The organism is Microvirga terrae (genome assembly GCF_013307435.2).
GTDB lineage: Bacteria > Pseudomonadota > Alphaproteobacteria > Rhizobiales > Beijerinckiaceae > Microvirga > Microvirga terrae.
On the sequence record NZ_CP102847.1, the window covers coordinates 156,276 to 168,642 of the forward strand.

Annotated in this window: 9 protein-coding genes; 5 read left to right on the top strand and 4 right to left on the bottom strand. The window is 62.5% G+C overall.

Features of this window, described 5'->3' with window-relative positions; translation table 11 throughout:
- Nucleotides 1-10: 10 nt before the first annotated feature.
- The 3 genes from HPT29_RS27975 to HPT29_RS27985 all read left to right on the top strand — a co-directional run bounded on the left by HPT29_RS27975 (nucleotide 11) and on the right by HPT29_RS27985 (nucleotide 5,699).
- The gene (locus HPT29_RS27975; RefSeq protein ID WP_259061088.1) at nucleotides 11-1,432 is read left to right on the top strand and encodes an APC family permease; all 1,422 of its coding nucleotides are present in this window, start codon (nucleotides 11-13) and stop codon (nucleotides 1,430-1,432) included.
- Between the two features lie 245 nt (nucleotides 1,433-1,677).
- Nucleotides 1,678-2,613 carry a YeeE/YedE thiosulfate transporter family protein gene (locus HPT29_RS27980; RefSeq protein WP_173949725.1) on the top strand — a complete coding sequence of 312 codons (936 nt, stop codon included), beginning with the start codon at nucleotides 1,678-1,680 and terminating at the stop codon, nucleotides 2,611-2,613.
- A gap of 809 nt (nucleotides 2,614-3,422) precedes the next feature.
- Nucleotides 3,423-5,699 (top strand): CDC48 family AAA ATPase, encoded by a 2,277-nt coding sequence (locus HPT29_RS27985; protein ID WP_173949724.1) that lies wholly within the window; start codon nucleotides 3,423-3,425, stop codon nucleotides 5,697-5,699.
- 446 nt (nucleotides 5,700-6,145) lie between these two features.
- On the opposite strand, the gene HPT29_RS27990 is transcribed toward HPT29_RS27985, so the two are convergent.
- Entirely contained in the window at nucleotides 6,146-6,304 is a 159-nt protein-coding gene (locus tag HPT29_RS27990) for a hypothetical protein (protein WP_173949723.1), read from the bottom strand.
- 203 nt (nucleotides 6,305-6,507) lie between these two features.
- Between HPT29_RS27990 and HPT29_RS27995 the strand changes: the two genes are divergently transcribed.
- Nucleotides 6,508-7,326, top strand: a complete 819-nt coding sequence (locus HPT29_RS27995) for an SDR family NAD(P)-dependent oxidoreductase (protein WP_173949722.1) — start codon at nucleotides 6,508-6,510, stop codon at nucleotides 7,324-7,326.
- A 168-nt stretch (nucleotides 7,327-7,494) separates the two neighbouring features.
- Here the strand turns inward: HPT29_RS27995 and HPT29_RS28000 are convergent, their stop codons facing one another.
- Complete coding sequence (locus HPT29_RS28000; protein WP_259061091.1) at nucleotides 7,495-8,634, bottom strand: adenylate/guanylate cyclase domain-containing protein; 1,140 nt, start codon at nucleotides 8,632-8,634, stop codon at nucleotides 7,495-7,497.
- 290 nt (nucleotides 8,635-8,924) lie between these two features.
- On the opposite strand from HPT29_RS28000, the gene pdxR reads away from it, so the two are divergent.
- Complete coding sequence (gene pdxR, locus HPT29_RS28005; protein ID WP_173949720.1) at nucleotides 8,925-10,343, top strand: MocR-like pyridoxine biosynthesis transcription factor PdxR; 1,419 nt, start codon at nucleotides 8,925-8,927, stop codon at nucleotides 10,341-10,343.
- A gap of 285 nt (nucleotides 10,344-10,628) precedes the next feature.
- On the opposite strand, the gene HPT29_RS28010 is transcribed toward pdxR, so the two are convergent.
- Both HPT29_RS28010 and HPT29_RS28015 read right to left on the bottom strand, forming a co-directional pair.
- Complete coding sequence (locus HPT29_RS28010) at nucleotides 10,629-10,874, bottom strand: DUF1127 domain-containing protein (protein WP_173949719.1); 246 nt, start codon at nucleotides 10,872-10,874, stop codon at nucleotides 10,629-10,631.
- A gap of 107 nt (nucleotides 10,875-10,981) precedes the next feature.
- Nucleotides 10,982-12,241, bottom strand: coding sequence for a bifunctional alpha/beta hydrolase/OsmC family protein (locus tag HPT29_RS28015; protein ID WP_173949718.1), 1,260 nt, complete (start codon nucleotides 12,239-12,241; stop codon nucleotides 10,982-10,984).
- Nucleotides 12,242-12,367 lie beyond the last annotated feature (126 nt).

Sequence of the window (12,367 nt, forward strand, 5' to 3'; positions counted from 1 at the left end):
GATTATTCGGATGAGTGATGTGGCAAGGGGCGGCGGCGCATCCAGCAAGGCGGCACGCGAACCGAGTCTTCACCGGGTTATGGGACCGGGTCTGCTGCTGCTCTTCATCGTTGGCGACATTCTCGGCACCGGCATCTACGCATTGACCGGTCAGGTGGCGAAACAGGTCGGTGGCGTCGTCTGGCTGCCTTTCCTGGTGGCCTTCGTGGTCGCCTTGATCACCGCCTTCAGCTACCTCGAACTTGTCACCAAATACCCCAGGGCCGCGGGTGCCGCCCTCTACACCCACAAGGCCTTCGGCATTCACTTCGTTACCTTCCTTGTGGCCTTTGCGGTGATGTGCTCAGGCATCACCTCCGCATCCACCGCTTCAAGGGCCTTCGCGGCCAACTTCTCATCCGGTTTCGGTCTCGGGTTTGAAAGCTTTGGCATCACGCTCGTTGGTCTCGTCTTCATGGCGCTCGTCGCGATCATCAATTTCCGCGGCGTTGGCGAGAGCCTGAAGGTCAACGTGGTGCTCACCTGCGTCGAGCTCACAGGCTTGCTCATCATCATCGTGATTGGCTTCTGGGCTATCGGAGCAGGGCAGGGCGATGTGTCCCGTGTCCTCACCTTCGAACCCGCGGGCGACTGCGGTGTGTTCTGGTCTGTGATTGCGGCAACGACGCTGGCTTTCTTCGCCATGGTGGGCTTCGAGGATTCGGTGAATATGGTCGAGGAGAGCAAGGACCCCTCAAAGATCTTCCCGAAGGTTCTTCTCACCGGTCTTCTCGTTACAGGCCTTATCTACATTCTCGTGTCCATTTCGGCGATTACTCTCGTCCCGGCCGCCGAACTCGGCGAGGGCGAGGCGCCGCTCCTCAAGGTGGTCTCAGCCGGCGCACCGGGCTTCCCGCTCGGCATCTTCGGCATCATCACGATGTTTGCGGTCGCCAATTCGGCGCTGATCAACATGCTGATGGCGAGCCGGCTCGTTTATGGCATGAGCTGCGAGGGCGTGCTCCCGCCCATCCTCGGCCGGGTGCATCGGAATCGGCGCACTCCTTACATCGCGATCGCCTTCACGTCGCTTCTGGCCTTTGGCCTAGTGACCTTCGTCGGCGCGGTGCCAGCGCTCGGCGGCACGACTGCGCTCCTCCTTCTGGGTGTCTTCACCATTGTCAACATTGCGGTACTGGTGCTGCGGAAAGACAGGGTCGGCCACGAGCATTTCAGGAGCCCGACAATCCTGCCGGTTCTCGGCGCAGTCTCCTGTGCCTTCCTTGTTGGCCCCTGGACCGGTCGTGCCTCGGTCCAATACGCCATTGCCGGCATTCTGCTGTCCATCGGCGTTGTGCTCTGGTTCGTCACCGTGAGGGTGATGCGCTCGCAGGGACTGAATCCGTCAGGGGAAGAACTTGCTCCGATGAGCCACTCCGGCCCAGTGAATTGAACACGCCGTGGCGCGGCAGTTCGGGGATTGCCGCCCGGCACGGCTCACGCCTGGTTTGGAGAGCCGGCGATTACAGTCGAATTCCGATGACAGATCGTCGATCATAGCGGGTGTCCGGCGCCCTCCCGAATGAAAGGCACTCAACATGAGTAGCCAGTCTAAAGCGATCGGTTCCTCGCTCGACCGCGTGGCAATACCCGGCGCAATGCCGATCGCATCGGCGAATGCCGCCTGACGGTCGACCGATGGCAACCCTCTCCATCCTGACTGCCGTAGCTGCGATCGGCCTTATGGGATTCGCGATCCAGCGCGGCGGAACCTGCACCGTCGCTGCGATAGAAGAGATTGTCGCCGAGCGACGGTTCGGGCGCCTAGCCGCATTGGTCGAGGCATCGCTCTGGGTCGGCGGCGGCCTCGTGCTGCTGAATGCGGCCAGCCTACTCCCGGTGATGCCGGTCGGTTATGCAGCCGGCATCACCACCGTCGCCGGCGGCATGCTGCTCGGCATCGGTGCCTTCGTCAACCGCACCTGCGCGATTGGCACGATCGCGAGGCTCGGCTCGGGCGAATGGACCTATCTCACCACACCGGTCGGCTTCTTTCTCGGCAGCTTGGCGGTCATCTACTTGCCTGCCCCTGTGCGATTGGCCGAAACATCGAACGTACTTGAGGCATCCGCCTGGCTCGCGATCCTCTGCCTTGTGCTTATCGCAGCTCGGCTGTTCACCCATGGCCGGACGATCCGGCGCAAGGGCATCACGCCGCTCGACCATATCTGGTCACCGCATGTTGCGACGACGATCATCGGAATCACCTTTCTCACGGCGTCCCTGACAGTGGGGAGTTGGACCTATACCGAGACGCTCGCCGGGATGGCGCACGGCACGACAGTCGACGTGGCGCCCAGGCTGCTGCTGTTCGCCGCGCTGCTGGCAGGCGCGCTGCTCGGCGGCTGGACGGCAGGGCGGTTCAGGCACGTCACGCCGAACGCAGCGAGCGTCGGGCGTCGCCTTGCGGGTGGCACGCTGATGGGGGCCGGCGGTGCCCTAGTCCCCGGCGGCAACGACGCGCTGATCCTGGTCGGAATGCCGCTGCTCTGGCCCTATGCCTGGCTCGCGTTTACCAGCATGTGCTGCGCGATCTTCCTCGCGATCCGGCTTGCACGCTCGACAGTGCGGTGACCATCATCGCCTTCATGCGAGACGGGACTGGGGCGGCTGCGGCTTTACGCGGTTTGATTTGAACGAGGCCCCAGCCACCATGAATCCCGCCTCCTCGAAAGAGACACCCAGGGACTTTCGCACGCGAGGCCTCAGTGAACTTTACGATCTGTTCGGAAATCCCGATGGGAGTGATGGGTGATACGGCCGCCTTTGCTGTCGCCAACCCGGATTACCTGATCGTCCCCTGACGCTGCTCCTGACCATGAAAGCCCTTCCCAGCGCCAGCGTTGGGGAGGGCTGTGACCCGCACGCCTCAGCAAGCGTCTATCTGGCCGATGGTGCAATGGTACTATCAAAATGCAAGTCGCATTCACAATTTCCGCAAACTCCGACAAGCTCCCGCAATATCGGGATAGTCGTTGACTAGGCGTCAAAGAGTATTCGATTCATGATAACGCTTAAGTGCTTTCCAGGCACGTACAGCAAGAATCGCGGAATTGGAGCAAAACGGCTGGTCATCGAACCGGCTCGGCGTGCTGTCTAGGCGCGAGGGACTGGCAAACAGCAGCAACCGAGGCCACCATGAGACACGGCCATATCGTTTCACCTGTGGCTGGAGACTGCGATTGAGGCTACCCTCGAACCAAGAGCATATCCCCAGCAAAGAACAAGCAGTAAGCAAATAAGTTTGGTGTTTGACCTGCAGATTTCTTGCCGAAGCCGAGCCCAGACTTCCGGACCTGTAGCACGCAAGCGAATCTGCACTCGGCGCTCATTGTGGTGCTCGCCACCGCATGTCCGCTCAACTCACCGATGGGACGGCAACAATGGCAGAGACTGGGCAGGCGGTACGTCTCCAGGTCGCGAATGCTCCCCTTGGCGATGCAGGACGCGGCATAGCTCGGATGAGCCATCAGGCACTCACAGCGATGGCTCTTCAGGAGGGAGAGGCCATCGAGGTCATCGGCAAACGCCACACGACGGCTCTGGTGGTCGGTCCCTATCCGGATGACGAAGGGCTCGACATCCTCCGCCTCGATGGTCTGCAGCGTGTCAATGCCGGCGTCGGTAGCGGCGATTATGTTGAGGTCAAAAGGGCCGAAGTTCGCCCGGCAACGCGGGTCGTGCTCGCTCCCGCCCAGAAGGGTTTCCGTCTGCAGGGTTGCGGCGACGCCCTGAAGCGCACCTTCCACCAGCGCCCGCTCACAGCCGGTGACGTGATCTCCACCTCCGTCTGCACTCCCGGCACCGCCGGCTCTCGCCTGCCTGACGAGCTGAGCGGGATGTTGAATATTCCGGCCTTCGGCCTGCAGGAGATCCGTCTCGTGGTCGTCTCGACCGAGCCCCGCGGCATCGTTCAGGTCACGGCCAAGACGGAAGTGGATCTTCGCCCGCAGTTCGAGGAGCCGAAAGAGGCAAGACGCGCGGACGTGACCTATGACGACATCGGCGGCCTCGGCAGCACGGTCGATCAGGTGCGCGAGATGGTGGAACTGCCGCTGCGCCATCCCGAGCTTTTCCAGCGGCTCGGCATCGACCCGCCAAAGGGCGTGCTGCTCTACGGCCCCCCGGGCACCGGCAAGACCCGTCTGGCACGGGCCGTCGCCAACGAGACGGAAGCACAATTCTACCACATCGCAGGCCCCGAGATCATGGGCCGTCACTATGGCGAGTCTGAGCAGCGGCTGAGGCAGGTGTTCCAGGAGGCGCAGCAGAACTCGCCCGCCATCATCTTCATCGACGAGATCGACAGCATCGCGCCCAAGCGCGAGGAGGTGACCGGCGAGGTCGAGCGGCGCGTCGTGGCGCAGCTCCTCACCCTCATGGATGGGCTAGAGCCGCGCCAGAACATCGTGGTGATCGGCGCCACTAACCGGCGTGAAGCCATCGACGAGGCTTTGCGTCGTCCGGGCCGCTTCGACCGGGAGATCGTGATCGGCGTTCCGGATGAGCCCGGTCGGCGCGAGATCCTAGCGATCCACATGCGGGGCATGCCCTTGGCCGAGGACGTGAACCTCGACGAGGTCGCTCGGACATCCTATGGCTTTGTCGGTGCGGATCTCGCGGCTCTCTCCCGCGAGGCGGCCATGGACTCCCTGCGGCGGATCCTGCCGGGCATCAACCTCAGGGACGGCATGCCGACGAACGTGCTTGAGAGCCTGCAGGTCACACGGCAGGACTTCCTCAACGCCATGAAGCGGGTCCAGCCCTCGGCCCTGCGCGAGATCATGATCCAGGTGCCCAACATCACGTGGGACGACATCGGCGGTGTGGAGGAGGCTAGGACCCGCCTGCGCGAAGGCGTGGAGCTTCCGCTCAAGAACCCGGAGTCGTTCCAGCGCCTCGGCATTCGGCCCGCCAAGGGCTTCCTGCTCTTTGGCCCTCCCGGTACCGGTAAGACGCTACTGGCGAAGGCTGTCGCCCGCGAGGCTCAGGCGAACTTTGTGGCGACGAAGTCCTCGGACCTTCTCTCCAAATGGTATGGCGAGTCCGAGCAGCAGGTCTCGCGGCTTTTCGCCCGGGCACGACAGGTTGCCCCGACGGTGATCTTTATCGACGAGATCGACTCCCTTGCCCCGCTCCGCGGCGGCGGGCTTGGCGAGCCCGCGGTGACCGAGCGCGTGGTCAACACGATCCTGGCGGAGATGGACGGCCTGGAGGAGTTGCAGAGCGTCGTCCTGATGGCGGCGACGAACAGGCCGAACCTGATCGATCCTGCCCTCCTGCGCCCAGGCCGCTTCGATGAGTTGATCTACGTACCGGTGCCCGATGCCGCGGGCCGGCGGCACATCCTCGGCATTCACACTCGGACCATGCCGCTTGGCCCTGACGTAAATCTTGATGAAATTGCCGAACGGACCAGCCGCTTCACCGGAGCCGATCTCGAGGATCTCACACGCCGAGCCGGTCTACTGGCCTTGCGTGAAACCCTCGAGGCGCAGACCATCACGATGGCTCATTTCGAGCATGCCCTGCGGGAGGCACGGCCCTCGGTCACGCCGGAAATGGAGCGCGAATACGAAGACATGGTGGGCACCCTGAAGCAGCAAGGACCGCAGCGACAGGCCATAGGTTTCCTGCCTTTGGGACAGGCCTCTTCATAGGAGGGTGAAGGCCTTCCCGGCCCAAGCACAGAGTTCCGATGTCCGCCTGCACATGGCCGGCTTTGCCTCGGCGCCACAGCCAGGTCATGCAGTCGATGCAGCGCACCAAATCTGCCCGTGCTCGAAAGCGACACACGGCAAAATCAACGTCGAAACCAACCCGCTCTGAACGGATGCGGCCGGGCCTACCTACAAGGCAGGCCATCAGTTCCGCCGGAACGGGGCGCATGGCGGCCTCGGAAGCCGATAAGTTCCTGGCCGAGCATTTACCTGATCCGGTCACTCGCTCGATTGAACAGCGTGAAGGGCTGATGATCGGGGCGTGGGCCTGTGGATGTGGAGGAGGGCCGAATGTCGACAGAAAACAGGACGCGAAAGCTCGGATTACATTCAGATACATTTTTCCAGACATTCGGACACATGTGAGATACGAACGTCCAACAGGCTTATGCGGATGATGCCCAGAGCCTCAGTTGGAGCTTGCCCTCCCAGTGGAAGGGCGATCTCAACACGTCTTCAAAGGACATTTTATGGCAATTGACCGAAGGGTCGTGATTGTGATCGGCGAAATCCTCCACGTCGGCGGCGGTCAGAGCGCGGGTCATTGATGCCATGCCCTCCTCTACGTCACAGCGCAGACTGCTTGAATTGCTTGGCATCGACGCTAACCGCCGAAATGAAGCCGGCTTGACCCAGTAGAGTGAGACCGACCCGTGAGCCAGTCCCGGGTCAGGAGCTCCCCCTGACGTTCGACCTCGGCCGTGAGGATTCGCGGTCGTTAGAACTTTAAGAGAATGAGGAGACAAAGATGAATACATCGACGTCCCAGGACACCGCCCTGATCACCGGCGCCTCGTCCGGCATTGGGGCCATCTACGCCGATCGCCTCGCCCGGCGCGGCTACAATCTGATCCTTGTGGCGCGGAACCAAAGCCGCCTCGAGGAGCTTGCGGCCCGGTTGCGGGACGAGACCGGTCGCTCGATCGAGATCCTGCCCGCCGACCTGAACGACGACGACGATCTCCGTCGGGTCGAGACGGTCCTGCGGACGAACAGCGCGATCTCAATGCTCGTGAACAATGCCGGTATCGGTGGAGCCGCTCCGCTCCTGGCCTCCGATGTCGACGCGATGGACCGGATGATCCGGCTGAACGTCCTGGCGTTGACCCGCCTGACCTACGCGGCCGCACCGGCCTTTGTCGAGCGCGGCCGCGGCACGATCATCAACATCGCATCCATCGTCGCGATCTCGCCGGAAACGCTCAATGGCGTCTACGGCGGATCCAAGGCCTTTGTCTTAGCCTTCAGCCAATCCCTCCAGCATGAGCTGGCCGAGAAGGGCGTGCGGGTCCAGGCCGTCCTGCCCGGCGCCACAGCCACGGAGTTCTGGGACGTGGCCGGGCTGCCGGTGGACAATCTTCCGGCGGAAATCGTCATGTCGGCGCACGACTTGGTCGATGCTGCGCTCGCCGGTTTGGATCAGGGCGAGATCGTCACCATCCCCGCGCTTGAAGACAAGCCAGATTGGGACGCCTATGACGCGGCCCGGCGGGCAATGGCCGGCAAGCTCTCACGGACGAATCCCGCCAGCCGCTACAAGGTGGGTCTGGCCGCGGCGACACCTTGATCGCTATTGAAGCGCTGGCTGAGACGGATCGATCGGGTGCAGTGCCATGCCTCTGACACCAGGATCGTGATTGCGATAGGGCGACCTCCCGAGTGCGGGAGGTCGCCGAGTCTGTTGCAGGATACGTTGCCTGACCCGAAGCCCAGCACAACAAGTTTTTAGATGCTGTCACGGGCTCGGAGGGCAGGCCGCGATACCAGGATTCACACTTATGGCGAAAACCTCATGTTCGCCGTCTAGTCCCTTGAACTCAAACCGTCCCATCGTTCGGGTGAATGTCGGCGGCAAAGCCGAGGCAAAGGTCTCAGAGCAGACCACCGTCTCGCCCCTCGCCTTGGCGATCCCCTCCAGACGGCTGACGATGTTCACCGCCGGCCCAACCACTGTTAAGTCCAGGCGAGTGGGACTGCCGATGTTACCATACATGACGGGGCCGACGTGCACCGCGGCGATGAAGGGCGGCAGATCCTCGGCACGGGCCGTTGCGACCGCCTGCGATACGGCACACACAGCGGCGTGGCAGGCCGCTGAACGGCCTCCCTCGCCAACCCGGAAAATCGATAAGGCTCCGTCGCCAAGAAATTTGAGGACGTCGCCGCCCTCCGCCTGCACGGCATCCACCACCGCTTCGAAATAGCGCCCCAGGGTGGTCACGAGGTGAGTTGGCGGCGACGTGAGCGAGAGTGCCGTGAATCCGCGCATGTCCGTGAGCAGGATGGCCGCTTCGGTCTCGACGATGTCGCCGCGGCGAATGGCACCGGCTAGCACGCGTGCCGCCGGACCCTCACCCAGGAAAGTGGCCAGCAGGCTGGCAGTCGAGCGGCGCATGGCGATGGCTTCCAAGGCCGCCGAGAGAGGAATGGAAAGATCCTGGATCAAAGCAACGTGGGTCTCGGCAAAGCCGCTGTCGTGCCGCGTGGCGAACATCGCCGGTTGAATGATTCCGTTTCCGAAGACCACCGGGACCGCGACGTAGTCAGTAAAGCCGGCGCTCGCCAATTCATGGAGAACGGTGTGATCCTCAGCCTTCAATTGGTCGAGCCGCCGCCGGAAGCATGTACGGGTCTCGATGACATGCTGGGCTGGGCTGCCGACATAGGTGGGAGTTTCGAGGAGGGTACGGTTGAGCGTGAACATCTCGCCCGGCTTCTCCGGCACCCAGGTGATGCCCCAGGCGGTCAGCAATGGGTTATCGACCTGCATGGCGATCCGCAGCCGGTGCAACGGGACCCCCATTGCAATCAACTGCTCTGCGAACCCGGAGGTCACTGTCAGGGCGTCGCCGGACAGGCGTGCCGGTCCGATCAACCACGCGGCAATCCCCTCCGCCCTTCGCACCCAGGGAGCCGAAACCACGGTCTGACGAGGAGGCACCATGGACCCCATCCTAAATCAAACGGCGGCTTGGCGCATCAGCCTGCCCGGCGACTTGAACAGCCGGACAGGCCCATTCGGCATCGGCAAGCCTGGGTGTGCATTGGGCGGCGATTATGGCAATATCCTGATGGTTCAGGCCAGAAGACGACTAAGGCCACAGCTGCAGAGGTAATCTGCACCGTCAGCTTCACGGTAAACCTCCGAGCCAGGAGAGTGAGGCCATGGATACCTTGCCCTTTAACATTGATCGTGAAGCCAAAACATCGCTTTCGTCCCAAATCTACACGGGCCTTCGCGATGCAATCCACGGAGGGACGCTCGCTCACGGCGCGCGGTTGCCATCCTGGCGTGATCTGGCAGCTCAGTTGGGGGTGTCGCGGGGCACGGTCCGCGTGGTTTATGAGCGGCTGCTCGATGAGCAGCTTCTCGTTTCCCGCGGTCCCAGCGGCACCTGGGTCGCTGACACACCCATTGCTCCACGTGCGTCGCCGGAGCCATCCAGCAGTCATCCCTTTCCAAGCTTGTTCCCGGACTTCAGCAACCGGCCGACAGCCTTCCAGATGGGGGTGCCCGCCCAGGACACCTTTCCGTTCAAGCTCTGGACCCGCATGATGCTGCGGAGCGCCCGCAAGGCGGCGATGCACCCGGTCAGCTATCCGGATCCACGAGGCACGATCGCGCTTAGACAGGAGATCGCCTCGTATCTTGCCATCGCTCGTGGCCTGAACTGCACGCCGGATCAGGTGCTGGTAACCGCAGGGTTTGCCGGAGCCATTGGGATCGCCTTGCGAAGCCTGAAGCTCGAAGCCGCCAGTGCTTGGTTCGAGGATCCCGGCTTCCCGCTGACACGGCGGGCGCTTCAGATCGCGGGTCTGACCGTCATACCGATCCCTGTCGACGAAGAAGGCCTTGGGGTCAGCCAGGGAATGTCAAAGGCACCACACGCGGCTCTGGCCGTTGTGACGCCAGGCCAGCAAGCGCCCTTGGGAATGACCATGTCGCTTGATCGGCGTCGGGCCCTACTCGCATGGGCGGCGAGCCAGAATGCGTATATCATCGAGGATGACTACTTGGGCGAATTGCAACTGCACGGACGGGCCGCGCCGGCGCTCGCCTCGATCGACCGCCATGGCCGTGTGCTGCATATTGGGACGTTCAGCAAAACGATTTCCCCGGCACTGCGTCTAGGCTTCATGGTCGTCCCACCCCACTTGGCGCCGGTCTTTGCCGAAACAGCGGCCTGCCTTGCGCCAGCACCGACCATCGCAATCCAGCAAGCAGCCGCCGATTTTATTAGCGAGGGGCATTACCTGCGCCATCTGAGGCGGACGAAACGCCTCTACGCCGCCCGCCAGCAAAAGCTGGCCGATGCGATCCGCGAGGTTGCCCCATCTGGCTATTCGGTCGATGGAAGCGGTGGGCTTACGGTCCGCCTTGACCTGCCACCTCACTGTGACGACGTCGCAACAGCTGAGCGAGCCCTGTCATATGGAATGTCGCCCGTCGCGTTATCCCCATGGTACCTCGACACACCGGCGCAAAGGGGGCTCCTGCTGGGCGTCACGAATTATTCGGAACGGACGTTGCGGAAGGACTGCACTAAGCTCATCGAACTCTGCAGGGCAAGAACAAATCAATGATACGACATCCCACCGTCGCTTATCAGAGTTCGCGCCTTATCAAATGTGGTCGGGCTCCCGTTGGTCCGGCGTGCCCGGTCCAGCGAATGAGCTTCACGTACCTGTCGCCGCACCTGCGATACAAGTTCATGCACGACCCAGGGTTCTAAGCGGAGCCGTGCCGCGACTTCTTCGGCAGGGACACCAAAGACGGCATGGAGGAGGAAGGCGGAGCGCTCCAATGCCGGGCGCTGCTCAAGGGCGAACATGAGCGTTTGCGTCAAATTGTTGGACATTGTGTCCCTTTCAAATGTCATTCGCGCAGGCTGTTCCAAGCTCCTGCTTCCGCCTGCTCTTTCGCGACCAGTGATCCCAAGCCCGGAATGGCATGAGATCCTGCCGGCTCATGCGGGGGTTTGGGCTCTGCTCAATCTCGTAGCGGGACAGGCCAAGGTCTTTGAGGTCGCGCTCGGAAAGGCGAGACAATTCCCGGAGGGACGCGCAATGCCTCCTGAAGGACCGGATTATGGAAAGGACATGAGCGACAAACACTGGGAATCCTCACTTCGTTGCCTGAATGACTTCAACCGCGATCTTGCGCCTTGGGCGGGCTGACGGACAGGTCCAAGACCAAGCACAGTTTGTGTACCGTTGCCGGTTCAGGCCTCCTCATTATGCTGCTCGGCAGAACGTGAGGCATTCGGTGCCGCGACCTTCGTCACGATATGGGAGCGAGCCTCAAGCGTCCGGTGCACCGGGCATTTGTCGGCGATCTCCGCGATCTTCTCCGTCACCGCAGGCCCGGGGTCCGTATCGAAGGTGATTTGGCGCTCGAACTGGTCGATCTTGCCGCTACGCCCTTCTCCGCAGTTGACACAATCCTCAGCATGAACCTTGGCGTGCCGAACCTCGACCGTAAATGGCGGAAGCTGCCAGCCCTTGCGCTCGGCATACAGCTGAAGTGTCATAGACGTGCAGGCGCCGAGCCCTGCCGCCACGAAGTCGTACGGACTGGGGCCACTGTCCAGCCCGCCATAGCTCTCAGGCTCGTCGGCAAGGAGCCGGTGCCGCCCGGCTTCGACGACCTGCTGGAAGCGGCCCTCACCCGATGCACGAATGCTGACGCCATCGTGATTGGCAACCGCCTCTGCACGGGACGAACGCGCCAGATGCCGGCCGTACCAGGCGCTGATCACCTCTGCGACAAAGGCCGCGTCCTCATGGCGGGTCAGGAGATGATCCGCGCCGTCGAGGGAGACGAAGCTCTTCGGATGCTGGGCAGCCTCAAAAATCCGCTTGGCATTCTTGATCTCGACGATCTCGTCATCGGGAGCGTGCAGGACAAGCAGCGGACGACCAAGGCTCCGGATCTTCGTCTCGAGATGCTGCCTGCGGACGTCATCCAGAAACTGCTGTTGGATCGCGAAGCGGCGTCCAGCCAGCTGCACCTCGGCCTCGCCCTGACGTTCGATGGCGGGCACATGGCTGCGAAAGCTTGAGATCACGTGCGCAGTATCAGCCGGAGCCCCGATCGTGACCACCGCCCGGACCGCGGGCAGGTCGGGGGCCACCGCAAGCACGGCGGCGCCACCGAGGGAGTGTCCGACAAGGAGTTCAGCGGGACCAAAGTGCCTCGCGAGATACTTGGCGGCTTGCCGGAGATCCTCGACATTCGAGGAGAAGTTGGTTTTGGGAAACTCTCCGCCCGAGGCCCCCAGGCCGGTAAAATCGAACCGCAACACCGCAATGCCCCGCATGGCGAGCTCGGACGCGATCCGCCGGGAGGCGAAGAGATCCTTGGAGCAGGTGAAGCAATGGGCGAAGATCGCATAGGACCGGATCGGGCCGAGCGGGAGTTCAAGCCGGGCGGAAAGTGGGTCACCACGGGACCCTGGAAAGGCTACCTTGAGGCTCTGCATCTTCGTTTCCTATGCGCGAATGAAGCGTTCGGGGGATCCCCATCATCAATGTAAAATCCCCAAATGCAGCTCGGTGTGTCCGAGCTGCACTCTGGGACCCGGCTCACGCAGTGCCGGGTCTCAGGA

Coding starts and splice junctions, on each gene's coding strand:
- HPT29_RS27975 (WP_259061088.1), top strand. CDS start 11: ATGAGTGATGTGGCAAGGGGCGGCGGCGCATCCAGCAAGGCGGCACGC.
- HPT29_RS27980 (WP_173949725.1), top strand. CDS start 1,678: ATGGCAACCCTCTCCATCCTGACTGCCGTAGCTGCGATCGGCCTTATG.
- HPT29_RS27985 (WP_173949724.1), top strand. CDS start 3,423: ATGGCAGAGACTGGGCAGGCGGTACGTCTCCAGGTCGCGAATGCTCCC.
- HPT29_RS27990 (WP_173949723.1), bottom strand. CDS start 6,304: ATGACCCGCGCTCTGACCGCCGCCGACGTGGAGGATTTCGCCGATCAC.
- HPT29_RS27995 (WP_173949722.1), top strand. CDS start 6,508: ATGAATACATCGACGTCCCAGGACACCGCCCTGATCACCGGCGCCTCG.
- pdxR (WP_173949720.1), top strand. CDS start 8,925: ATGGATACCTTGCCCTTTAACATTGATCGTGAAGCCAAAACATCGCTT.
- HPT29_RS28015 (WP_173949718.1), bottom strand. CDS start 12,241: ATGCAGAGCCTCAAGGTAGCCTTTCCAGGGTCCCGTGGTGACCCACTT.